The organism is Streptomyces sp. NPDC052701 (assembly GCF_040678355.1).
GTDB lineage: Bacteria > Actinomycetota > Actinomycetes > Streptomycetales > Streptomycetaceae > Streptomyces.
The window spans coordinates 87,542-110,828 of the sequence record NZ_JBFATO010000021.1; the positions used below are offsets into that span (position 1 = coordinate 87,542).

The following is a 23,287-nucleotide window of genomic DNA, read 5'->3' on the forward strand; positions in this document are numbered from 1 at the left end:
TCGCCGGACCGGTCACGGCTCAGTCCCCGCCCGCGGCCCGCAGGAGGTCGGCGGTGAGCCGGCTCAGCCGGCGCTCGGCGCCGTCCGCCAGGCCGGCCCCCTCCGGGTCCGCGGCCGTCGCCGCGTCGAGCAGGCCGCGCAGCGGCTCGCGCAGGTTGGCCAGCGCGTCGTGGAGGTCGATGAGCATGTCCCGCGCGGTGCCGACGTCGGCGGGCGGCTCCGCCTGGTTCATGCGGCGGGCCGCGTCGCGGATCGTCCTGGCGAGGTGCTTGTTGAGGCGGGTGTCACGGGTCACGGTTCCTCCCGGTGCGGTCACGGTCCGGTACCCGGCCCGGGCGTGAGCACAACACGGCGACGGGAGGAACGCCGCGCCCGCGGGTACGGCGTCCCTCCCGACAGCCTCGGACGGCTGCCTCGGGGTCCGGCCCCGGGCATCCCGTTCCCGGGCGCTGTCGTCAGGGCGTGTGGACGGTGGGCCGCGGAGGCGTCGGCATGCCGGCGCCGATGAAGAAGCTCGGGTGCGGAGGCTGGTTGTAACCCGTATTCTGCCAGGCCAGCGCGGTGCGGTACTGGGTGTCGTGCAGCAGGGTCGTGATCCGCGTGTTCGTCTCGTGCGGGGTCGAGTAGATCCTGAGCGCCCTGTTGTCGCCGGTGCGCCAGACCACCTCCTCGCGCCAGTCGCCGAGGATGTCGCCCGACAGGACGGGCGTGGACTTGGTGCCGTTGTTGGAGGAGACCCCGGAGCCGGTGAGCAGGCGGGTGTCGCCGGAGGTGCCGTACTTGTCGATGCGGGTGCCGTCGAGCAGTTCGCGGACGGTGTCGCCGTCCCACCAGCTGACGAAGTTGACGCTGGACGGCTCCCGGCCGAGGGAGGCGCCGGCCGCCGAGCGCAGGGTGGTGTCGGAGGCGGACCAGGCCTCGGCGCCCGCGCTGCCGGCGTGGACGTCGGCGGCGACCCCGCGCCCGTTGTCGGCGCCCGAGGCCGTCTGCCACAGGATCCGGCCGGTGCGCGCGTCGGCCATCCACGAGCCGGGCTTGCCGGAGTCCTCCGAGACCTTGAAGTACTCCAGTCCCGCGCGGGACGGGTCGAGGTCGCCGACGTGGCCCGCGTCGCCGTGGCCCAGTCCCGTCGTCCACAGCCCGGAGCCGTCGTCGTCGACGGTCATGCCGCCGTACACGATCTCGTCCCTGCCGTCGGCGTCGACGTCCGCGACGGACAGGCTGTGGTTGCCCTGCCCGTCGTAGCCCTTGCCGCTGTTGGTGGAGGAACTGGTGTCGAAGGTCCAGCGGCGTGTGAAGGAGCCGTTGCGCCAGTCCCAGGCGGCGACGACCGTCCGCGTGTAGTAGCCGCGCGCCATGACCAGGGAGGGGCGGGAACCGTCGAGGTAGGCGGTGCCGGCCAGGAAGCGGTCGACGCGGTTGCCGTAGGAGTCGCCCCAGGAGGAGACCGTGCCGCGGGCCGGGACGTAGTCGACGGACTGCATCGCCCTGCCGGTCCGGCCGTCGAACATGGTCAGGTACTCGGGGCCGGACAGCACGTAGCCGCCGGAGTTGCGGTGGTCCGCCGACGCGCTGCCGACGACCGCGCCCGTGCCGTCCTTCGTGCCGTCGGCCGTCTTCATGGCGACCTCGGCCCTGCCGTCGCCGTCGTAGTCGTACACCTGGAACTGCGTGTAGTGCGCGCCGGAGCGGATGTTGCGGCCCAGGTCGAGGCGCCACAGCCGGGTGCCGTCCAGGCGTATGCCGTCGACGACCGTGTTGCCGGTGTAGCCGGACTGGGAGTTGTCCTTGGCGTTGGTGGGCTGCCACTTCAGGACGATGTCGAGGGCGCCGTCGCCGTCGAGGTCGCCGACGGAGGCGTCGTTGGCTTCGTAGGTGTAGGCCACCCCGTCGGGGGTGGTGCCGCCGGCCGGCGGGGTGAGGGGGACGTCCTGGTGGCCGGTGCGGAACTGGATCGCGTGCACGGAGTCGGCCTGCTCCACGCCGCCCACGACCGCGCGGACCGTGTAGTCGGCCTGGGCGGGGGCGCCGGCGTGGAAGAAGTTCGTCGAGCCGGTGACCGGGGTGGCGTTGACCTTCGTGCCGGCGCGGTAGACGTTGAAGGAGACGTCGTCCGGGTCGGTGCCCAGCCAGCGCCAGCCGACCAGGTTGCCCCCGTCGGTGTGGACGCTGACGACGCCGCGGTCGAGCCTCTCCACCTGCCGGGCCGTGGCGGCCTGCGCGGTGTCGGCGGCGAACCCGGTCAGGCCGGCTCCTGCCAGGGCCGCGGCGGCAGCCGCCGCCGGCAGGGCGGCGATCCGGCGTCTGCGGTGGGTGCGCGGGTGCTCGTGGGACATGCGAGGTACCTCCTCGGGGGCGGAAGGGTTCCGTCCCCTCAGTCGCCGCCGCCCGCCCCGGAGTTGCCGTGCCGCCCGGCCGGTTCCGCGACGGTCCGGGCGGTCCGGCCGGTTCCGCGACGGTCCGGGCGGTTCCGCGACGGTCCGGGCGGTCCGGCCGCGCGGTCCGGCCGGGAGGAGTGCCCCGGCCCCGCCGGAATGGGGCCGGGCGGCGGTCGGACGGCGGGCGGGCGCCGCAAAGCTGCAGCGGCAGGAGGACCGGGACGGGGGGCCGGACTTCACCCGCACAGGTCGTCAGGAGAGCGGACCCGGGAGTTCACTCGGCCGGCGGGCCCGCCGGCTTGCGGAACGCCCTGAGCGTGAACACGGGGTCGGGGCGGGGCCGGTCCTGGTCGGGCAGTTCGGCGAGCCGCGCGGCGAAGCGCTCGGCGAGCGGGCTACCGGGCGGCAGCGTCATGAACCAGCCGCGCCGCAGGTCCGCGATCGTGCGGCGCGGGCTGCGGCCCTGCCCGTGCCCCCGGAAGCGCGCCTCACCGGCCGGCAGCAGGCCGTGCCCGGCGGCGTAGGCCGCCACGGCCGCCGCGGCGTCCCGGACGGGGCTCGGCGGGCGGGAGGCGAGGACGACATCGATGTCACTGCCCACGTTGTGGGAGGGGCCCTTGTCGACGGTGGTGACGTACACCCCGCCGGGACGCAGCACGCGGGCGCACTCGCCGACGACGGTCCGCGCGTCCTCGGGGCTGCGCGCCAGGTGCAGCAGCCACACGCTGGTCACCGCGTCGAACCCCTCGTCCCGGAACGGCAGCCGGCGGCCGTCGGCCCGGACGACGGCGCCGGGCAGGCGCGCGGCGGCGCGGCGGATCATCGCGGGGGCGAGGTCGACGCCCGTCACCCGCAGGCCGTCCCGCCCGGCCGCGAACCGCCGCGTGACGATGCCGGTGCCGCAGGCGACGTCGAGCAGACTGCGCGCCTCCCGCGGCACGAGGGCGAGCACCGCCTCGGCGGCGGCCGCCGCCCGGGGCTCGCCGCCGCGTGCGGCGTCGTACCGCTCCGCTTCCTCGTCGTAGTCGAGCACGCGCGTCAGTGCGCCCCGTGCCCGGGCGCCAGGGCGTCCACCCTGCGGGCGAGCTCGAAATCCTTCTCGGTGACGGCGCCGCCGACGCTGTGCGTGTGCACGGACAGGGAGACGGTGTCGTAGCCGAGGGTGAGGTCGGAGTGGTGGTCGAGCTCCTCCTGGACCTGGGCGATGTGGATGACCATGGCGGTCGCGGCGAAGTGCGAGCCGAGCCGCCAGGAGCGGGTGAGGCGGTCGCCGTCCAGCGACCAGCCCGGCAGTTCGGCCAGCCGGTCCCGGATCTCCTCCTGCGACAGCGGTTCGACGGGCATGGGCTGCGCTCCTTCCCTCGGACGACCCCACACGGCCGCGCTCCCAGCCTGCCACAGCGCGGGCCCGCGGGCCCTGGTCAGGAAGGGTCCTCCCCGGTTCGGCCGCTTCTCGGCTACGGTCCTGGCATGACCGCTGCCACGCCCTCCCCCGCCTCCGCCGCCCCCGGGGCCGGCCCGCTGCTGCGGGCCTGGCGGGAGCGGCGGCGCGTGAGCCAGCTGGAGCTGGCGCTGCGCGCCGGCTCCTCCGCCCGGCACATCAGCTTCATCGAGACGGGCCGCTCCCGGCCCAGCGAGGAGATGGTGCTGCGGCTGGCGGAGCACCTGGACGTGCCGGTGCGGGAGCGCAACGCGCTGCTGCTGGCGGCCGGCTACGCCCCGCGCTATCCCGAGACCCCGCTGGACGACCCGGCGCTGGGCGCCCTGCGCGCGGGCATCGAGCGGCTGATCGGCGGCTACGAGCCCTACCCGGCGCTGGTGGTCGACGCGGCGTACCAGGTGGTGGCCGCCAACCGGGGCATCCTGATGCTGCTGGAGGGGATCCCGGAGCACCTGCTCCGGCCGCCGCTGAACGCGATGCGGCTCACCCTGCACCCGCAGGGCCTCGCGCCGCGCATCCGCAACCTGCGCGAGTGGCGCGGCCACCTGCTGGAGCAGATGGAGCGGCAGATCGCGCTGCGCCGCTTCGAGCCGCTGCGGGCGCTGTACGAGGAGGTGGCGGCGTACCCGGTGCCGGAGCCCGGGCCCAGGGACGCGGAGGAACCGCCGGAGCCGGTGCCGTACTTCGCGCTGCCGATGCGGATCGAGCACCAGGGCCGGACGCTGTCCTTCATCTCCTCGATCTCCACCTTCAACACCCCGATGGACGTGACCGTCGCCGAGCTGGCCGTCGAGACGCTCCTCCCGGCCGACCCGGCGACGGCCAAGTACCTTCAGGAATACGTGTCCTGACGGACCTTCAGGGCGGTGTGCTGCAGGACGGCGAAACCGGCCACGGTGAGGGCCTGGCACACCGTCCACACCGCGCCCGCGGTGCTCGGCGCGAGCCACAGCGCCAGGGCGACGAAGCCGGCCGCCGCCCAGAGGAGGTTGGCCTCGACGACGACCCGCACCCCGAGCGCCGACGGGCTGGGCCGCGAGGCCAGCCGGGCGACGCCCGCCGCGTACACCGCGAGGAACACGCCGAGCCCGAGCAGGAGCGTGCCGTCGACGCCGAAGAGCCGTCCGAGCGGGCCGGGGAGCGCGAGGTAGGCGAGCGCGTTCGCGCCGGTCACCACGGCGTCCAGCGCCAGGAAGCGGCGCAGCATCGACTGCGGTTCACGGGTCCGGGCGAGCACGGCGAGCTGGGTCGCGGACATGGCGGATCACCCTCCGTCGGGGTCGGGTACGTGAGCGGGGGACGGATCCCGGGCCGGAGTGCGCCGGCCCGGGACCCGACGCGTCCACGATCCCGCCCGGGCCTCGGCCGGGTCGATTACCCGCGGGGTAACGGCCCGGCGGACGCCAAACGCGCGCCCCCGGACCTCGCGCGGGGGGCGCGGCACCGGCCCTCTCCCCGCCTCTCCGTGGGACCGCCGGCGGAGCATGGCAGACTGAGCGCATGCTTGGGCGCGTTGGGGAGGCGTGGCGTGAGTGAGCGGCGGGCCGCACCCACCGTGGGCCAGGTGGTGCTGGGAAGGCGGCTTCAGGAGCTGCGGGAGGCGGCGGGCCTCGGGCGCGAGGAGGCCGCCCGCGTCCTCAGGGTCGCCCCCGCGACCGTGCGGCGGATGGAGACGGCCGAGGTCGCGCTGAAGATCCCGTACGTGCACATCCTGCTGACCGCGTACGGCGTGCCGGACGAGGAGGTCGCCGCGTTCGTCGCGCTCGCCGAGGAGGCGAACCGGCCGGACTGGTGGCAGCGGTACCACGACGTGCTGCCGGACTGGTTCAGCCTGTACGTGAGCCTGGAGGGCGCCGCCCGGATCATCCGCTCCTACGAGCCGCACTTCGTGCCGGGCCTGTTGCAGACCGAGGACTACGCGCGGGCCGTCATGGAGGCCGGGACGATCGGCGGCGCGGGTCCCGGGACGGTGGAGCGGCATGTGGCGCTGCGCATGGAGCGGCAGCGGCTGCTGGAGCGCGCGGACCCGCCCCACCTGTGGGTGATCATGGACGAAACGGCCCTGCGCCGCCCGGTGAGCGCGGACGGCGCGGTGATGCGCGACCAGCTGGACAAGCTCCTGGAGTACGCCGCGCGCGACCGCGTCACGCTCCAGGTCGCCGAGTTCGCGAGCGGCCCGCACCCGGGGACGTACGCGCCGTTCTCGCTGTTCCGCTTCGCCGAGCCGGAGCTGCCCGACATGGTGTTCACCGAGTACCTGACGGGTGCCCTGTACCTGGACTCCCGCAAGGAGGTCTCCACGCACCTGGAGGTCCTGGACCACATGACGGCGGGCGCCGCCTCCGTCGAGCGCACGGAGAAGCTCCTGCGCGAGTACCGCGACACGTTCTGACCGGCGCGCCCCTCCGCACGGGCCGCGGCCCCGCCGCCCGTCCGGGGCGACCGGCCGGTACGGGAGCCGGCGGCGTCCCTGACCCGTACGGGCCCCGCCGACGGGTGCGCTCCCCCGCCCGCCCCTAGCGTCGGTCCCACGGGGCGAGGCGAGGGAGCTGCGCGAAGGAGGCCCGATGCCCGGCTTCGAGGTGCTGTACCAGGCGGCCGCGCTGTGCCTGACGTACCCCGGCGGCGACCTGCGCGCCCGGCTGCCGCTGCTGCGGGAAGCCGCCCCGCAGTTGCGGGAGTTCACCGACCACGCGGCCCTCAGCCCGCCGGGTGAGCTGGCCGCGCACTACGCCGAGGTCTTCGACGCCCGGCGCGGCCGCGGCCTGTACGTGAGCGCGTGGCGCGAGGGCGGCACCCGGCGGCCCGGGATGTCACCGGCCTCCTTCGGGGAGCTGTACCGGGCGCACGGTCTCGCGCTCACCGGCGGGGAACTGCCCGACTTCCTGCCCGCGGTGCTGGAGTTCGCGGCCCGCACCGGCGACACCGGGCCGCTGGTCCGGCACCGCGCCGGGCTGGAGCGGCTGCGTGCCCGCCTCACGGAGCTGGGCACGCCGTACGCGTCCGTCCTCGACGCGGTGTGCGCGACCCTGCCGGCCGCGTCCGCGGGGGACTAGGGTCTGTCGCCGAACTCCCGTCGTCCGCCCGGAGGGCGGGCCCCGCGGCGTCGGGTGCGTGCTCCCGGCGTGCCGGGCGCCGGCCCTCGTACCGGATGTACCCGGGTCCGCGCCCGGTGCGGCGAGAGTGCGTGCAGGGCGTCACGGGGCGGGCGGGAGTTCGACGACAGACCCTAGGCGGCCCCGTCCTCGGAGCCCTTGGCGCCCCGGCCCTCCCTCCCCTCCCTGTCCTCGTCGACGACCTCCGCGTCGACCACGTCCTCCTCGTCCCGGGGCTCGGTGTGCGGCCCGGTGCCTTCCGCGGAGCCCTGCTGGGCCTGCGCGTACATCGCCTGGCCCAGCTTCTGGCTGACCGTGGCGAGCTTGTCCGCGCCCGCCCGCAGGGCGGCCGTGTCGGCCTGCCGCTCCAGCTGCTCCTTCACCTCGGCCACGGCCGACTCGACCTCCGCCCTCGTGTCCGCCGGGACCTTGTCGGCGTTGTCCCGGAGGAAGTTCTCGGTCTGGTAGACCAGTTGCTCGGCCTGGTTGCGGGTCTCGGCCGCCTCGCGCCGCCTGCGGTCCTCCTCGGCGTACTGCTCGGCCTCCCGCATCATGCGGTCGATGTCCTCCTTGGGCAGCGCGGAGCCGCCGGTGACGGTCATCTTCTGCTCGCGGCCCGTGGCGAGGTCCTTGGCGGAGACGTGCATGATGCCGTTGGCGTCGATGTCGAAGGCGACCTCGATCTGCGGCACGCCGCGCGGGGCGGGCGGCAGGCCGGTGAGGTCGAAGACGCCGAGCTTCTTGTTGTAGGCGGCGATCTCGCGTTCGCCCTGGTAGACCTGGATGCCGACCGAGGGCTGGTTGTCGGTGGCCGTGGTGAAGATCTCCGAGCGCCGGGTGGGGATCGTGGTGTTGCGCTCGATGAGCTTGGTCATGATGCCGCCCTTGGTCTCGATGCCCAGGGACAGCGGGGTGACGTCCAGCAGCAGGACGTCCTTGACGTCACCGCGGATGACGCCCGCCTGGAGGGCGGCGCCGACGGCGACGACCTCGTCGGGGTTGACGCCCTTGTGCGGGTCCTTGCCGGTCAGTTCCCTGACCAGGTCGGTGACGGCGGGCATCCGGGTGGAGCCCCCGACGAGGATGACGTGGTCGATCGCCGGGAGCTTGATGCCGGCGTCCTTGACGGCCTGGTGGAACGGGCCCTTGCAGCGCTCCAGCAGGTCCGCGGTGAGCTGCTGGAACTGGGCGCGGGTGAGTTTTTCGTCCAGGTGCAGCGGGCCCTCGGCGGAGGCCGTGATGTAGGGCAGGTTGATCGAGGTCTCGGACGAGCTGGACAGTTCGATCTTGGCCTTCTCGGCGGCCTCCCGCAGCCGCTGCACGGCCATCTTGTCCCTGGACAGGTCCACGCCGTGGGCGTTCTTGAACCGTTCGGCCAGGTGGTCGACGATCCGCTGGTCCCAGTCGTCGCCGCCCAGGCGGGTGTCGCCGTTGGTGGCCTTCACCTCGATGACGCCCTCGCCCATCTCCAGCAGCGACACGTCGAAGGTGCCGCCGCCCAGGTCGAAGACCAGCACCGTCTGGTCGTTCCCCTTGTCCAGGCCGTACGCCAGGGCCGCGGCCGTCGGCTCGTTGATGATCCGCAGCACGTTCAGGCCCGCGACCTCCCCGGCCTCCTTGGTGGCCTGGCGCTGGGCGTCGTCGAAGTAGGCCGGCACGGTGACCACCGCGTCGGTGACGTCCTCGCCGAGGTAGGTCTCCGCGTCCCGCTTCAGCTTCTGCAGCACGCGTGCGGAGATCTCCTGCGCGGTGTACCGCCTGCCGTCGATGTCGCCGGTGTCCGGGAAGCGCCAGTGCGCGTCCCCCATGTGGCGCTTGACCGAGCGCGCGGTGCGCTCGACGTTCGTCACGGCCTGCCGCTTGGCGACCTCGCCGACCAGCACCTCGCCGTTCTTGGCGAACGCCACGACCGACGGCGTGGTCCTGGCCCCTTCCGCGTTGGCGACGACCGTCGGCTCGCCGCCCTCCAGCACGGCCACCACCGAGTTCGTGGTGCCGAGATCGATTCCGACCGCGCGTCCCATCGCCGTCCCCTTCCGTCAGGGCACCTCCGGAACTCCAGCACAAAACTTGAGTGGAGTCTTGTCAATGCCGGGGGTGGGTTTCCCGTCAGGGCGAGGAGCGTTTGAGAGGGCTCCGGGACGGGTCGTCCGCGCCCGGCGGCCGGCCGCGCAGGCCGACGGCGCGCCGGGGCCGGTCGGTGACGAGCACGTCCACGCGCTCGTCGGCGAGGAAGGCCCGCATCGGGGCGTCGTCGTTGACGGTCCACACCAGGGTGAACAGGCCGTTGCGGGCGGCCTCCCGCAGCACGGTGGCGCGGGCGAGCCGCTGGTGCACGGCGACCCCGTGGGCGCCGCAGGCGCGGACCCGGCGCATCGGCAGCAGCTCGCTCAGCCGGGTCCCGGGCAGCCGGGCCAGCCCCAGCTCCCTGCGGTCCCGGCCCAGGGACAGCGCGGTGCGCACGGCCGGGAACGCCCGGGTGATGGCGGCGACAGAGCGGTCCTCCAGGGTCGTGGCGACGAAGCCGTCCGCCCCGAGCAGGGCGATCGCGCGGTCGATCAGCTCCCGCTCGTAACCGGGCTCCTTCAGGTCCAGGTGCCCCAGGAGCTTTCCGGCGATCAGCTCCATGACGTCCTCGACGACGGGCACCGGGTACCCGGCCCGCTCGCACAGTTCGGCGTGGGTGAGCGTGGACAGCGGGGGCCCGGTGTGCCGCACCCGGGGGTCGTGGTGGACGACGAGGACGCCGTCCGCGGTGCGCCGGACGTCGAACTCGGCGTATTCCGCACCCGAGCGCAGCGCGTCCTGGTACGCCTCCCGGGTGGCGGGCCGGACGCGTTCGGCGCCTCCCTGGTGGGCGGAGACGGCGGGTCGTGTCATGGGTCAGCTCCCTGCGCGGGGGCGCGGCGCGGGCACGGGCACGGGTTCGTCCCCGGGCCGGGCCGGCAGCGGTCCGGAGCGGGTGCCGGTCCTCCTGGGCAGGAGGGACCCGGTGACGACCGGGACGGCGAAGGGCGGCCGGGCCGGCGTGCACGCCCTCCCGCGGGCGGCCGGGCCGGGGAGGCGGCCGGGGGCGGCGGCCCGCGGACGGAGCCGGCCGGCCGGGCCGGGCAGCGCGCGGACGCGGCTGCGGTCCCGGGTGGCGCGGTCGAGTGCCCTGGCTGTGCCGGACGTCGTTCCCGGGACCATCGCGTTCCTTCCGTGCGTCGGACGGCGGTGTCGTTCCCCTGCCCGGTCCCGGGCGCGAACCGGCGTCGCGCGGGCCGCTCCCGGGGGAGGGCCCGCGCGACGCCGGCCTGCGGGGTCCGGTCAGGCGAGCTTCGCCGACAGGGTGATCGGTACGGCCTTGAGGGCCTGGCTGACCGGGCAGTTGGCCTTGGCGTCCTCGGCGGCGGCGGTGAACGCGTCGTCGTCGATCCCGGGGACGGTGCCCTCGACGGTGAGGTGGATGCCCGTGATGCCCTCACCCGGCTGGAAGGTGACGTCGGCCGAGGTGACGAGCCTGGTGGGCGGGGTGCCGGCGCCGGCCAGGCCGTGCGACAGCGCCATGGAGAAGCAGCTGGAGTGGGCGGCGGCGATCAGCTCCTCGGGGCTGGTCTTGCCCTTCGCCTCCTCGGCGCGCGAGGGCCACGACACCGGCTGATCGCCGATGGCGCCGGAGGAGTCGAAGGTGACGACACCGTTGCCCTCGAGCAGGTTGCCTTCCCAGACGGTGTGTGCGGAGCGCGTGGTAGCCACGGTTGTTCCTTTCGCGTGTGGACCCGTTGCGGGGTTCCGTGTTCCCATCCGATCACACTCGGGCTCACCGTACCCGGAAGACCGGACCACGGGCGGTGAACGGCAGCCGCGCGCCCTGCGGGATCAGGTAGGCGTGCTCGCGCCGCACCCGCAGGACGTCGCACCGGCCGTCGGTGACGACGAGGACCGGGGCGCCCGGCGGGAAGTCGCCGGCGCGGTGCAGCAGGTCGATGCCGGGCTGGAGCACCGTGCCGCCGCGCCCGTGCACCCGCACCCGGCCGGCGATCTCGGTGACCGGCAGGTAGCCCGCGTCGTGCGGTGCCGCGTCGCAGAACACGACCCGGGCGGCCGGCACGTCGCGCGCCTGGGCGTAGGAGGCGATCGCGCCGAGCGCCTTGCCGAGCAGGACCCGGTCCATGGAGCCGGAGGTGTCCAGGACCACGCCGAAGGTGCAGCGGGCGGTCTCCTCGGGCGGGAAGTACCTCCCCGCGCGGGGGATGCCGGGCGTGGCCGCCTGGCGGCGTGCGGGGCGGGCGTAGGAGCGGACGGGCTCGGGGCTGGGCACGAACTCGTCGAACCAGCGGGCCAGCTGCGCGTCCCACGGCAGCGGCGGGTGGCTGAGCGCGCGGATCTCCTCGACGAGGCCGCCGGGCAGGAAGCCGCGTTCCTGCCGCTCGTGCAGGTCGAGGCCCTGGGCGAGGGCCCGGCGGTAGAAGGCGTCGAGGTCGACGTGGTGGCGGGGCGGGCCGAGCGGGGCGCCGAGCATGTCGCCGGCGCCCCTGCCGCGCGGGGTGGCCAGGCGGCGCATGCGGCGCAGGTCGCCGGCGATCCGGTCGTGGATCTCCTCCGCGGACAGGCCGGCGAGCCGCGGGTCGTGCAGCAGCCCGTCGGGCATGGTGCCGACCTGCATCTCGCACAGCCAGCCGTTGACGACGTAGTCGCAGGCGACGTTGAACAGGTAGGGGTCGCGGGCGCCGCAGCGGTCGCCGTGGCGCAGGGCGGCGTGCAGCATCTCGTGGGCGAGGATGAACCGCCACTCCTCGGTCTCGAACCGCCGCAGCGGGTTGATGTAGATCTCCCCGGCCTCCGCGTTCACCGCCGCCACGGAGATGTCGTGGGCGCGGGCGAGTTCGGCGTCGGCGACCAGCTCGATGCCGGCCGCGATGCCGCCGAGCAGGGGGTAGGAGGAGACGAACCAGCTCAGGGCCTGTTCCCAGGGCCGCGCCGGGGGCGCTTCGCCGGTCAGCGAGTCGCGGCGGCCGCCCGCCATGTCGATCGCCGCGGACACGGTCCGGGTCAGGGCGGTGGCGAACGCCAGCTGCCGGTCCGGGGGCGGTGTCCACCGGTCGTGCCAGTCCACGAGGAGCTGGTCGGGCCCCCGGCCGGCCGTGCCGCAGTGCTCGTACACGGCCGGCAGCCCGTCGCGCCGCCAGCGGGCGGCGAGCTGCTCCTCGTCGCCGTCGGGGTAGGAGGCGGGCAGGTCGTCGGGGGCCCGGCCGACGGGGAAGCCGAGCAGGAAGCGGTTGACGACGACGCAGCGGGCGGCCAGGTCGTGGCGGTCGGGCTGCTCCCGCTCGCCCCGGGCCGCCGGGAGGTGCCCGAAGCCCAGGTGCAGGACGGCGTGCGCGAGCGCCCAGGCCCAGGTCGCCGGGTCGGCCGTGCGGGCCGGGTGGACGTGCAGGACGGCGTCGGAGTCGGCGCGTACGAGGCCGTCGCGGGGCCCGAGGGCGCAGTCCTCGGCGCGGCAGACGGTGAACTCCACCGCGTCCAGCGCCGGATGGGCCCGCATCAGCCGCAGGCCCTCGGCGAAGGCCTCCGCCGCGGGGTCCCGCTTCTTGCGCCCCTTCCCGCGGTCGCGGCTCACCGCCGGGCCTCCACCAGCCGCGGCATGTCGCGGGCGGCCTCCACCAGGAACCAGGACGGCAGCACCGGGTTGCCGTCCGCGTCGGAGGCGATGACGCTCTGGGCGACCTCCACGGAGATCTCCGCGAGCTGCACGAGCAGCGACTTGGCCCGGTACGCGGTCTGCCGGCCGCTCGCCGACATGTGCTCCTTGCTCGCCGGCAGCTCCTTGGCGAGCCGGCCGCGGAAGGACTCGGCGAGGTAGTACAGCAGGTCGCGGTCCTGCGGGCGGCGCGGCCAGCCCGCCTCGCCCTTGAGGACGGCCTCGATGCCGAACCGGCTGCGCACGATCTTGACGTAGCCGCAGAACGCGGTCGCGTGGGCGGGCGTGAGCGTGCCGTGCGCGAGGACCTTCAGGGTCTCCTCGTCCAGGTCGGTCCCGAAGGAGTGCAGCGCGTCGGAGAGCATGTGCCACGAGCGGGGCGTGGAGAACGGTTCCTCGGTCTTGGGCGGCTTGGACCACAGGTGGTCGGGCCGGTCGGTGAGGTGGTCGAGGATCCAGGGGTGGATGCCGTTGTTCGCGGCCCAGGTCAGCCAGTCCTTCGCGGAGGCCTCCAGGTGCACGTGGGTGAGGCGGTTGACGAGGGCGGAGGCGATCGGGCGGGCGAGGGCGTTGTCGGTGGCGCGGTTGCCGGCGCCGATCACGATGGAGCCCCGGGGCAGCTCGTAGGTGCCGATCCGGCGGTCCAGGATCAGCGAGTAGAACGCCTTCTGCACGTCCGGCGTGGCCGCGTTGAGCTCGTCCAGGAACAGGCAGTACGGCTCGTCGCGGGCGATGGCCTCCGGCGGGCAGAACACCGAGCGCCCGTCGCGGATCTGCGGGACGCCGATCAGGTCCTCGGGGGCGAGCTGGGTGCCGAGCAGGCTCACGCACTCCAGTCCCAGCGACTCGGCGAACTCCCGCACCAGGGAGGACTTCCCGATGCCGGGGGCGCCCCAGAGGAAGACCGGCCGCACGGTCGCGAGGCCGAGCAGCAGTTCCGGGACACGGGCGGGAGTGACGGTGACGGCTGCCTGCACGCAGGGGCTCCTCGGGATGCTCGACGGGGACCCCGGGGTGTCCGGGGTCCGACGCGAACAGTGTGGGCGTCGGGCGGGCGCCGCGCAGCCGAATTACCGCGGGCCCGGGCCGGGCGCGCACCCGGGCGGGGAGGCGTCCGCCCGCGCCCCGCGCCGCGCGTCCGGGCCGGGCGCCGCACCGCGCCGCCCGGACGCGCGCGGGCCCGGCTCAGGCGGCCCGCTGCCGCCGGCCCGTCATCACCGCGTACACGAGCACGCCCGCGAACAGGAACAGCACGCCCTGGTACACCGCCGCGTAGCCGGCGCCCGCGACCAGCCACATCGAGAAGGCGGCGGCGACGGCCGCGACCACCGCGTCCCGCACCAGGCGCGCGCGGTCGACCAGGTCGCCCCGGCCCGCCACGAGGTGGCGCAGCTGCGCGGCGGTGGCCAGCAGGTACGGCACGGTCGCGGTGAAGGTGGTGACCAGGACCAGGACGTCGAACACCTTCGCCGAGCCCGCCGTGTAGTTGTAGACGGTCAGCAGCGAGGCCAGCACGACGGTGACGCCGACGCCGACCGTGGGCACCCCGCGCCGCCGGCGCGCGAACGCGGCGGGGAACAGCCCGTCGCGGGCCGCGGCGTAGGGGGTCTGGGCGCTCAGCAGGGTCCAGCCGTTGAGGCAGCCGGTCATCGACACCAGCGCGGCGAGCGCGACGGCCCAGCCGCCCCAGCCGCCGCCGAACATGGCGTCGACGGCGTCGGAGAAGGGGGCGGAGGACTCCACCAGGCGGTCGTGGGCGACGGTGCCGAAGACGGACAGGGTGCCCAGCAGGTAGACCAGGGCCGCGCCCGCGGTGCCGATGACGGTGGCCCGTCCGACGTTGCGCCTGGGGTTGTCGACCTCTCCGGCGCTGACCGCGGCGGACTCCACGCCGAGGTAGGAGAAGAGCAGCAGCGCGGCGGACGCGGACACCGCGCCGACGACGCCGCCCTCGCCGGTGTGGAACGGGCCGAGGTTGTCCGGGTCGAAGAAGAACAGCCCGCCGACCGCGACGAGCAGCAGCGGCGCGAGCTTCAGCACGGTGGAGACGAGCTGGACCGCGCCCACGTACCGGGTGCCGGCGAAGTTGGCGAGCGCGGGCAGCCACTGGATGGCGAGCGCGGCCAGGCAGGCGGTCCAGCGGTGGTCGTCCACCGGGATCAGGACGTCGAGGTAGCCGACGGCGGCGACGGCGAGCGCCGCGTTCGACACCCAGGTGGTGATCCAGTACGCCCAGGCGGCGAGGAAGCCGGCGAAGTCGCCGAAGGCCTCACGGGCGTAGACGTAGGGGCCGCCGGTGCGCGGATCGCGCTGTGCGAGCCGCCCGAAGACCAGCGCGAGGGCGATGGCGCCGACGGTCAGGACGCCGAAGGCGAGCAGGCTGACCGTGCCGTACGGGGCGACGGAGGCCGGGAGCAGGAAGATGCCGCCGCCGATGATGTTGCCCATGACCAGGGCGGTCGCGACGGGCAGCCCGAAGCGGCGGGTGTGCCGGCCGGTGCCGCCCGCCGGGTCTTCGGCGGGGGTGGGGGCGGGTGCCGCGGTCTCCTGCGGGGCCGGAGCCGGCTGGGGGGCGGTTCCGGTGACGTGCATGGGGTGGTGCGCCTCTCTTCGAACTGGTGCCCGGGATCGCCGGGGCGGCGCCCATGGTCGGGCATGACCCGACACGGCTCCAAATCACGCGCTTTTGTCCTGTACGACCCCGTCCGGCACCGCAAAAGGTGCGTTCTCAGCCACCCGCGGCCGGGAATCGTCCACCGGCACCTGCGGTCCGTCCGACTCGCGCAGCCAGCGGCGCAGTACGTCGTGGACGCGCTCGGCTCCCACGAGTTCCGCCCCGTCGCCGACCGGCGGTGAGAGGGCGAGGGGCGACAGCAGGAAGGGACATCCCTGGGCGCCGCCGAGTCCGCCGTGCGAACCGATCTGCTCCTCGAAGGAGAGGACCTCGCCGTCGGCGGGGTCGTAGAACGAGTTGACCATGATGTCGGCGGTGTGCGGGAAGCCGTGCGTGCGGCGCACGGCCTCGGCGGCTCCCGGCCCGAAGGGGGCGAGCGGGCCGGGGTCGTCGTCGAGCTCGTCCAGCGGTATCTCCGCGCCGTACGCGCCGAGCACCACCCCTCCGTACCGTTCGCTGCGCACCAGCAGGAAGCCGATGCCCGGGTGGTTGGCGAGCGTCGGCAGCAGTCCGGGGTGCCGGGCGTCGATCTCCTCCTTGCTCATCCGGTGCGGCACGTCCGGGAAGGAGACCAGGCCGAGGTTGCCGGAGGCGAGCACGATCGGCTCCGAGCGGCGCGCGGGAGAGTGCCGCTCACCGCTCTCCCCGACGTGGATGCGCAGGGCGGCGCGGGCGGCCGCGCGGGCCTCGGCGCCGCTGCGGGTGCGCTCCGCCCGGCGCGGCACGGGCAGCCCGCAGCCGGCCCGCACCAGGTCGCCCAGGGTGAGGCCGTAGCGGGCGCGGAAGGTCTCGCCCGGGCTCTGGCCGTGGTCGGACAGCACGACGATCCGGTAGGGACGCGGGGCGTGTTCGGCGACCTTCTCGATCAGCGCCAGCGAGCGGTCGAGGCGGGCGAGGACCTTCTCGGCGTCCCGGCCGGCCGGCCCCGAGTGGTGCGCCACCTCGTCGTAGGCCACCAGGTCGGCGTAGACGGCGGTGCGCCCGGCGAGCATGTCGCCCATCACGGCGGCGACGACCACGTCCCGCTCGACCACGGTCGCGAAGGCCCTCACCAAGGGGTACAGGCCGCCCCGGGAGACGCGCGGGCGCTGCTTGCGCAGGCGGGCCCGGGCGGACTGGCCGATCTCCCGGCCCACCTCGGCCACGAAGGACAGCGCGGTGCGCACCGCGTTGGCCGGGTCGGAGAAGTAGGCGAAGTAGCCCGCGCGGGAGCGGTTCTCGCGGCTGCGGCGGCGGGTGGCGATGGACAGCACCAGGGCCTGTTCGCCGGCACCGCCGCTGAAGAGGTTGCCGCGGCTGGCGCCGTCCACGGCGAGCAGGCCGTCGTGGCCCGCGTTCCGCGCGGCGCGGCGCTGGAGCTCGGCGGCGCTGGTGGGGCGGTTGCAGACCACCACCTCGCGGGTGTCCTTCTCGTACCAGCGGAAGGCGGGGACGTCGTGGTTGCTGCCGTGCAGGATGCCGAGCTGGCTGGCGCCGGTCTGGCTGGACCAGTCGGTGCGCCAGGGGGTGAGCCGGTGGGTGGGGCGCCGGCCGTCGCCGGTGCCGAGCCAGCGGGCGACGGTGGGCATCAGGCCCTTGCCGACGGCCTGGGTGAGGACGTCGTGGCCGACGCCGTCGAGCTGGAGGAAGACGGTGCCGTGGGTGGCCGGACAGGGCGGCCCGGACCTGCGGCGCCGGTCGGCGAGGCGGTAGAGCCGGCGCCGGTAGGAGTCGTCGTCGCGCACCGCGAGGGCGGCACCGGTGGCGGAGGCGACGGCGGACATCACGGCGGCGACCACCACCGCCGTCTCCGGCGCGGCGGCACCGCGCTCGCCGGGGTCGAGGCGCAGGGCGAGCAGCAGCAGGGCGCCGTTGAGGAAGAACACCAGCAGACCGAGGACGAGCGCCGGCACGAGCAGCAGGAGGCGCACCAGCAGCGGCCACACCACCGCCGACAGCACACCGAAGGCGCCCGCGCCGAACGCGGCGGTCACCGCGATGTCGGTGGCGCTGTCGCCGTCGGCGGCCCGCAGCCGGAAGTCGGGCAGGATCCCGGCGAGCACCAGCAGGGTGACCGTGGACACCGCCCACACCGCGACGCTGCGCCCGGCCTGACTGGCGATCCGCCGCCAACGCTCCCCACGCACGCCCGCCCCCCCCCTCACGTCCCGGCCCGTCGTCGGCGCGGGCCCGCACCTACCCTGGCACAACGGGCGGGGACCGCCCTTCGTCCCCGAGCCCCGGCCCGGCCCCGGCCCGGCCTCGAGCAGGTCGCCGGCGCCCGCGCGCGGCGCGCCGGCAGGGGCGTCAGCGCCCGTCGTACCCGGCGGTCGGCATGGACAGCCGGCGGTGCACGCACGCCTTCATCGCGGCGTCGTACGAGGGCTCCCGCAGGCCCGCGGTCTCCACCCGCACCCCTCGCCGGGCGCACTCGGCGGCGAACTCCTCGGCGGAGGACAACGCGCTCTCCAGTACCCGGCGGCTGGGGGCCACGAACACGTCGAGCCCGGGCCGCACCCCGTCCCACAGCACGCCGTGGTCGGGCCGCAGGCCGCGTACCAGCAACTCCCGGGTGACGACGTAGCCGCGCTCGGCGGCCCAGCGGGCGCACATGGCGTACTGGCTGCGGGAGTCCACCAGGAAGGGATCGGCGTCCAGTTCCTCCAGTGGCGTCAGACTCGCGATCGCCGTCACCCTGACCGGCCCCATGGCACCCCCTCACCTCCGGTTTTCGCCGCCGACCCTACTCCTGCCCGTAGGCTTCGGGGAGTCGCGCGAAGGAGGCGAAGAGGTGCCGGTGGAGATCACCTGGTGGGGTCACGCGACGTGCGCGATCCGTGATTCGGGCATACGCGTGCTCACCGATCCCCTGTTCGCGCGCCGGCTCGCGCACCTGCGCCGCCGGCGCGGCGCGCTGCCGGCGCCCGGCGCCCGGCACGCGGACCTGGCGCTGGTCTCCCATCTGCACGCCGACCATCTGCACCTGCCGTCGCTGGCGCGGCTCGCCCCGGGCACGCGCCTGCTCGTGCCCCGGGGCGCACGACGGGCGGTGCCGGGGCTGCGCCGGCTCACGCACCTGCGGATCGGCGAGGTGGCGCCCGGTGACCGGACCAGGGTGGGCGACCTGCTGGTACGGGCCGTGTCCGCACGGCACGACGGGCGGCGGCTGCCGTTCGGCCCGCACCGCTCCCCCGCCCTCGGGTACGTCGTCGAGGGCGAGGCCCGCACGTACTTCGCCGGGGACACCGGCCTGTTCGACGGCATGGCCGAGGAGGTCGGCCCGGTCGACGTGGCCCTGCTGCCGGTGGGCGGCTGGGGGCCGTTCCTCGGGGAGGGGCATCTGGACCCGGGGCGGGCGGCCCGGGCACTGGCCCGGCTGGCGCCGCACAGCGCGGTGCCGGTGCACTACGGCACGTACTGGCCGATCGGCATGGACGGTGTGCGCCCCCACGAGTTCCACGCGCCGGGCGACGAGTTCGTGCGCCTGGCGGCCGAGCACGCGCCCGGCGTGACGGTGCACCGGCTGGGGCACGGGGAGAGCGTGCGCCTGGAGGTCGCCCGGTGACGTGGCCCGCCGCGGCCGCGCAGCTGGGTGCGGCGGGGCCGCTGCCCGCCCTGGCCGCCGCCGCGCCCGCGACCCTGACGCCGGAGTCCGCCCAGCAGGCGATCGGCTATCCCTCGCTGTTCCTGCTGGTGCTGATCGGGGCGCTGGTGCCGGTGGTGCCGACCGGGGCGATCGTGAGTTCGGCGGCGGCGGTGGCCGTCCACCGGACGGCGCCGTTCTCGCTGGCGATGGTGTTCGTGACCGCGTCGCTGGCGGCGTTCCTCGGGGACGCGGCGCTGTACTGGCTGGGGCGGCGCGGGATGCGGTCGAAGAACGGCTCGCGCTGGCTGGAGGCGATCCGCTCGCGGGCACCCGAGGACCGGCTGGCGCAGGCGCAGGAGAAGCTCACCGAGCACAAGGTGGCGGTGCTGGTGCTGTCCCGGCTGGTGCCGGCGGGCCGCATACCGGTGATGCTGGCCTGCCTCATGGCGAAGTGGCCGCTGCGGCGCTTCGTCCGCGGCAACCTGCCGGCCTGCCTGGCCTGGGCGGTGACGTACCAGCTGATCGGGATCCTCGGCGGCTCGCTGTTCCCCGAGCCGTGGGAGGGCGTGGTCGCGGCGGTCGCACTGACCCTGCTGGTCGGCGCGGCCCCGTCCGTGTGGCGACGGCTGCGCGGGACGGTCGCCCGGTAGTCCCGGTGGCCCCGGGGGCGGCCTGGGGTCGCCGCCGCGGCGGCGCGGGCGGCGCGGGCGGACGCCCGGCGGCCGGGGTCCCGCCCGCCGCCGGAACGGTCCGGCACACCTCTGGCACCAGCCCCCGGTGCGGGACACCCCCGGCCCGGGAGTTCCCCGGTCGCTCAGTCCACCACGCGCGACCCGCCCACCGGCAGGTCCCACAGGTCCTCGCGGGGCAGGCCCGCCTTCTCCCAGGCGGCGCGGACCCGGGTGAGGGGTTCCATGACCGGCTCCGCCGACAGCACGAACGTCGCCCAGTGCATGGGCGCCATGCGCCGTGCGCCGAGGTCGAGGGTGGCCCGGACCGCCTCCTCCGGGTCGCAGTGGACGTCGCTGAGCCACCAGCGCGGGTCGTAGGCGCCGATGGGCATCAGGGCCAGGTCGATGCCCGGGTAGCGCTGCCCGATGCGGGAGAACCAGTGGCCGTAGCCCGTGTCGCCCGCGAAGTAGACCCGCTTGCCGTCGGGGGCCGTGAGCACCCAGCCGCCCCACAGGCTGTGGCAGGTGTCGGTGAGGGTGCGCTTGGACCAGTGGTGGGAGGGGACGAAGTCGAAGCGGACCCCCGCCCGCCGCCCGCCGCCGTCCTCGGCCGGGGCGCCCGCGGCACCGTCCCGCGGGGGGAGTTCGGCCGCCTCCCACCAGTCCAGCTCGGTGACGCGGGTGAACCTGCGGCGGTGGAACCAGCGGCCGAGCCCGGCCGGCACGAACACCGGTGTGTCGCGCGGGAGTCGGCGCAGGGTGGGGGCGTCCAGGTGGTCGTAGTGGTTGTGGCTGATGACGACCGCGTCGACGGGCGGCAGCGCCTCCCAGGGGATGCCCACGGGCGTGATCCGGGCCGGGGTGCCGATGATCCGGCGGGACCAGACCGGGTCGGTGAGCACGGTGAGCCCGCCGATCCGTACGACCCAACTGGCGTGCCCCGCCCAGGAGACGGCGACCGTGCGCGCGTCCACCCGGGGCAGCGGCTCCGGTTCGAAGGGCAGCCGGGGGATGTCGGCGAGCCCTTCCTTGCCGGGGCGTACGGAACCCTCGCGGGCGAACCGGGCGATGGCCTTCAGGCCGGGCAGCGGAGCGGTCAGCCGGTCGTGGAACGTTCTCGGCCACACCCGGCGTTCGCCGAGCGGCCGGGGGGCCGGGAGCGGCGGAAGAGGGGGCGCGAGCGGGGAAGGGTCCGGCGGAACGTCGGCTTCCGGGGTGGGTGTGCTCGTGGTGGTCGACTCGGACTGCTGCGTCATCGAGGAGGCTCCCATCGCTGAGCGTCGTCGCAAAGATCGTCGAAAACCGACTTCAGGTGATTCAACGCGCGTTGCACGTGCGTCAGTTCCAACGGCGTGGGGGACCCGAGGCATTCCGCGCGCTCCTCGTCCGAACCGCCCAGCAGGGAGCCGGTGGACAGGCGCACGCGCAGCGCCGCGAGGTCGTCGCCGAAGCGGTGGCCGCCCGGCGCGGGCACGCCGAGCCGGGCGGTGAGGAAGTCCTCCAGTTCCTGTGCGTCACCGACCCCGTGCGCGGCCAGCGCGGGGCGCAGCGGGGCAAGGTCGACGTACAGGTGGCGGCCGGCCCGCGGGGGCCGGGCGAGCGCGCCCGCGGCGACCACGGCGGCGTGTGCGGCGGCGGCCACGCGCGCATGCAGGCGTACGGCGGCGGCCACGCGCGCGGTGACCGGCTCCGGCTCGCCCAGCGCGTACCCGGCTGCGGCGGCGACGGGGGCGGCGACGCGGGCGCCGAGCGCGGTGAGGACGTCGAGCACGCGCGCGCGGAGGTCGTCCCCGGCCCGGTGCGCCGGGAAGCGGGCCACGGCGGCGGGCCAGCCGGGCGGGAGCAGGGCACCGGCCAGGTCGGTGACGACGGTGACCCGCTCGGGCAGCATCTCGGCGGGGCTGAGCAGGACCGTGTCGTGCGGCTCGTGCAGGGTGTCGCGCCAGGTCTCGTCGCTGACCAGGTGCAGCCCTTCGCCGGCGGCGGCCTCGACGGTCTCGTGCAGCAGTTCGGGCGGGGCGACGGTGGCGGTGGGGTCGTCGGCGACGGACAGCACGAGCAGGCGCGGGTCGCCGCCCTCGGCGCGGACCCGGCGCACGGTCTCCAGGAGGGCGTACGGGTCGGGGACGCCGCCGTTCTCGGCCGGCGTCGGCACGTGGAAGGCGGGTCTGCCCAGCAGGCGGGCGTACGGCGCCCACCAGGCGGCGCAGGGTCTGGGCACCAGGACGTCACCGCCGAGCGCGGCGGTCAGCGCGACCAGCAGGGCGGGCGCGCCGGGGGCGGCGACCAGCCGCTCGGGGCGGGCGGGCAGGCCGCGCCGGCCCCAGTAGCCGCCGGCGGCCTCCAGCAGGGCGGGGCCGCCGCCGACGGGTTCGGTCCCGGGGCGGGACGCGGCGGCGGCGAGCACGGCGGACAGTTCGGGCAGCACGGGCAGCCCGTCCTCGGGGAGCGACGGCCCGAAACGGACGGGGCCGTGGCCTACCGGGTCCGTCCGCCGCATGCCTGCCTCCGCGCAGTCCTCGTGCCGTGTCCTGAACGCCCTCGGCTCGTGCTCGTGTGCCGTGCGCTGCCGGACGGTGCGTACGGTGCGGCTCGTGCCCTCGGCCTTTGGATACCCACGGCGGCGCCGCCCATGGGTGCCCGGCAGGGTTGTGCCGGTCACAGCATGGGCGCGCCCGCGGGGGAACGGTCAGCCGTGGATGCCGGTGTCCCGGTGGCGCAGCCGGTGCACGGCCGCGCCGCACGCGCCGGCGATCAGCAGTCCGCCCGCGACCAGGGCGGGCACGGAGTCGGTGAAGGAACCGCCCGCACCGGCCCGCACCCCGCGCTGCACCGTGGCGGCGCCGCAGGGGGTGGCGTGCCGGTCGGGGCACGGCTGGGCGGAGCCCGGGTCGCCGCCGGACTCGAGTTCGGAATCGCCGCCGGGGACGGATCCGGAGTCGCCGCCGGAGGCGAAGTCGCCATCCGCGCCGGATTCGGAGTCGCCGCCGGACCCGGATCCGGAGTCGCCACCGGGGACGGATTCGAAGTCACCTCCGGCCTCGGATCCGGAGTCACCTCCGGCCTCGGATCCGGAGTCACCTCCGGCCTCGGATCCGGAGTCGCCACCGGGGGCGGATTCGGAGTCGCCACCGGACCCGGGTTCGGAATCACCACCGGGGACGGACCCGGAGTCGCCGCCGGAGGCGAAGTCGCCATCCGCGCCGGATTCGGAGTCACCTCCGGTCTCGGATTCGGAGTCACCTCCGGCCTCGGATCCGGAGTCGCCACCGGGGACGGATCCGGAGTCGCCGCAGTCGGTGGCGTGCGGGTCCGAGCACTCCTGGGCGGAACCGGAGCTGCCGGTGCCGTTGCGGTGGGCGACGGTGAACGCCGCGCTCCAGGGTTCGCCGTCCTTCCCCGAGGGCGACGGGCAGGTGCCGTCGACGGTCCACCGGGAGTCCTCACCGGCCGCGTCGGGGTCTTCCTCGAAATCGCCGGCGGGCGCGACCTTGGCGGTGCCCCGGTAGGCGGGGCCGGACGCCGCGTCGTCGCCGCCGGTGGCGCGGCGCAGTCGGACGGTGCCCTCCGCGAAGGCCCGCGAGACGGCCTCCACGGTGTCGGGCGGTGTGCCGCCGACCGGGTCGCAGGACACCTCGACGGTGACGCTCCCGCCCGGTGCGACGGTGCTCTCGCCGACCTCCGCGGTCGGCTCCGCGGAGGCGGCCGGCGAAAGGACGCCCAACGCGGTACCGGCCAGCAGGGCGGCGGACAGGGCTCGGGCGGTGCGGCGCATGGGAC

At 75.4% G+C, this 23,287-nt stretch carries 21 protein-coding genes; 5 read left to right on the forward strand and 16 right to left on the reverse strand.

Features of this window, described 5'->3' with window-relative positions; translation table 11 throughout:
- Positions 1-19 precede the first annotated feature (19 nt).
- From AB0L29_RS23060 to AB0L29_RS23075, 4 genes are all read right to left on the reverse strand, one after another.
- On the reverse strand, positions 20-295 hold the full coding sequence (locus AB0L29_RS23060; protein WP_365829607.1) for a hypothetical protein: 276 nt from the start codon (positions 293-295) through the stop codon (positions 20-22).
- Between the two features lie 160 nt (positions 296-455).
- The gene (locus AB0L29_RS23065) at positions 456-2,336 is read right to left on the reverse strand and encodes a rhamnogalacturonan lyase (RefSeq protein WP_365829608.1); all 1,881 of its coding nucleotides are present in this window, start codon (positions 2,334-2,336) and stop codon (positions 456-458) included.
- Between the two features lie 316 nt (positions 2,337-2,652).
- Complete coding sequence (locus AB0L29_RS23070; protein WP_365829609.1) at positions 2,653-3,411, reverse strand: class I SAM-dependent methyltransferase; 759 nt, start codon at positions 3,409-3,411, stop codon at positions 2,653-2,655.
- Between the two features lie 5 nt (positions 3,412-3,416).
- On the reverse strand, positions 3,417-3,722 hold the full coding sequence (locus AB0L29_RS23075) for a 4a-hydroxytetrahydrobiopterin dehydratase (protein WP_365829610.1): 306 nt from the start codon (positions 3,720-3,722) through the stop codon (positions 3,417-3,419).
- Between the two features lie 126 nt (positions 3,723-3,848).
- Between AB0L29_RS23075 and AB0L29_RS23080 the strand changes: the two genes are divergently transcribed.
- The gene (locus AB0L29_RS23080; protein ID WP_365829611.1) at positions 3,849-4,670 is read left to right on the forward strand and encodes a helix-turn-helix transcriptional regulator; all 822 of its coding nucleotides are present in this window, start codon (positions 3,849-3,851) and stop codon (positions 4,668-4,670) included.
- On the opposite strand, the gene AB0L29_RS23085 is transcribed toward AB0L29_RS23080, so the two are convergent.
- Positions 4,652-5,077 carry a hypothetical protein gene (locus AB0L29_RS23085; protein ID WP_365829612.1) on the reverse strand — a complete coding sequence of 142 codons (426 nt, stop codon included), beginning with the start codon at positions 5,075-5,077 and terminating at the stop codon, positions 4,652-4,654. The two genes, AB0L29_RS23080 and AB0L29_RS23085, sit on opposite strands and share 19 nt — an antisense overlap.
- 270 nt (positions 5,078-5,347) lie before the next feature.
- Here AB0L29_RS23085 and AB0L29_RS23090 point away from each other — a divergent pair, with 270 nt between their 5' ends.
- Positions 5,348-6,211, forward strand: a complete 864-nt coding sequence (locus tag AB0L29_RS23090) for a helix-turn-helix transcriptional regulator (protein ID WP_365829613.1) — start codon at positions 5,348-5,350, stop codon at positions 6,209-6,211.
- A gap of 175 nt (positions 6,212-6,386) precedes the next feature.
- A complete protein-coding gene (gene narJ / locus AB0L29_RS23095; protein WP_365829614.1) occupies positions 6,387-6,875 on the forward strand; it encodes a nitrate reductase molybdenum cofactor assembly chaperone in 489 nt (162 codons plus the stop codon).
- A gap of 173 nt (positions 6,876-7,048) precedes the next feature.
- Here the strand turns inward: narJ and dnaK are convergent, their stop codons facing one another.
- The 8 genes from dnaK to AB0L29_RS23135 all read right to left on the reverse strand — a co-directional run bounded on the left by dnaK (position 7,049) and on the right by AB0L29_RS23135 (position 17,959).
- On the reverse strand, positions 7,049-8,938 hold the full coding sequence (gene dnaK, locus AB0L29_RS23100; protein ID WP_365829615.1) for a molecular chaperone DnaK: 1,890 nt from the start codon (positions 8,936-8,938) through the stop codon (positions 7,049-7,051).
- A gap of 85 nt (positions 8,939-9,023) precedes the next feature.
- Entirely contained in the window at positions 9,024-9,794 is a 771-nt protein-coding gene (locus tag AB0L29_RS23105; RefSeq protein WP_365829616.1) for a glycerophosphodiester phosphodiesterase family protein, read from the reverse strand.
- A 429-nt stretch (positions 9,795-10,223) separates the two neighbouring features.
- Positions 10,224-10,652: an OsmC family protein gene (locus AB0L29_RS23110; protein WP_365829617.1), complete on the reverse strand. Its 429-nt coding sequence runs from the start codon at positions 10,650-10,652 to the stop codon at positions 10,224-10,226.
- Between the two features lie 64 nt (positions 10,653-10,716).
- Positions 10,717-12,516: a hypothetical protein gene (locus AB0L29_RS23115; protein ID WP_365829618.1), complete on the reverse strand. Its 1,800-nt coding sequence runs from the start codon at positions 12,514-12,516 to the stop codon at positions 10,717-10,719.
- A complete protein-coding gene (locus tag AB0L29_RS23120) occupies positions 12,513-13,574 on the reverse strand; it encodes a MoxR family ATPase (protein WP_365829619.1) in 1,062 nt (353 codons plus the stop codon). Before AB0L29_RS23120 ends, AB0L29_RS23115 begins: the two co-directional genes overlap by 4 nt.
- Before the next feature lie 208 nt (positions 13,575-13,782).
- Entirely contained in the window at positions 13,783-15,189 is a 1,407-nt protein-coding gene (locus tag AB0L29_RS23125) for an amino acid permease (RefSeq protein WP_365829620.1), read from the reverse strand.
- Positions 15,190-15,273: 84 nt separating this feature from the next.
- Positions 15,274-17,397, reverse strand: coding sequence for a phage holin family protein (locus AB0L29_RS23130; RefSeq protein WP_365829621.1), 2,124 nt, complete (start codon positions 17,395-17,397; stop codon positions 15,274-15,276).
- Positions 17,398-17,557: 160 nt separating this feature from the next.
- Entirely contained in the window at positions 17,558-17,959 is a 402-nt protein-coding gene (locus tag AB0L29_RS23135) for a hypothetical protein (RefSeq protein ID WP_365829622.1), read from the reverse strand.
- Between the two features lie 82 nt (positions 17,960-18,041).
- Between AB0L29_RS23135 and AB0L29_RS23140 the strand changes: the two genes are divergently transcribed.
- Together AB0L29_RS23140 and AB0L29_RS23145 are read left to right on the forward strand one after the other, a co-directional pair.
- Positions 18,042-18,815 carry an MBL fold metallo-hydrolase gene (locus AB0L29_RS23140; RefSeq protein WP_365829623.1) on the forward strand — a complete coding sequence of 258 codons (774 nt, stop codon included), beginning with the start codon at positions 18,042-18,044 and terminating at the stop codon, positions 18,813-18,815.
- Positions 18,816-18,856: 41 nt separating this feature from the next.
- Positions 18,857-19,486, forward strand: a complete 630-nt coding sequence (locus AB0L29_RS23145) for a VTT domain-containing protein (RefSeq protein ID WP_365829655.1) — start codon at positions 18,857-18,859, stop codon at positions 19,484-19,486.
- Positions 19,487-19,650: 164 nt separating this feature from the next.
- On the opposite strand, the gene AB0L29_RS23150 is transcribed toward AB0L29_RS23145, so the two are convergent.
- The 3 genes from AB0L29_RS23150 to AB0L29_RS23160 all read right to left on the reverse strand — a co-directional run bounded on the left by AB0L29_RS23150 (position 19,651) and on the right by AB0L29_RS23160 (position 23,282).
- Complete coding sequence (locus AB0L29_RS23150) at positions 19,651-20,763, reverse strand: MBL fold metallo-hydrolase (RefSeq protein WP_365829624.1); 1,113 nt, start codon at positions 20,761-20,763, stop codon at positions 19,651-19,653.
- Positions 20,760-22,007, reverse strand: coding sequence for an aminotransferase class I/II-fold pyridoxal phosphate-dependent enzyme (locus AB0L29_RS23155; RefSeq protein WP_365829625.1), 1,248 nt, complete (start codon positions 22,005-22,007; stop codon positions 20,760-20,762). Before AB0L29_RS23155 ends, AB0L29_RS23150 begins: the two co-directional genes overlap by 4 nt.
- Before the next feature lie 189 nt (positions 22,008-22,196).
- Complete coding sequence (locus AB0L29_RS23160; protein WP_365829658.1) at positions 22,197-23,282, reverse strand: hypothetical protein; 1,086 nt, start codon at positions 23,280-23,282, stop codon at positions 22,197-22,199.
- Positions 23,283-23,287: the final 5 nt, after the last annotated feature.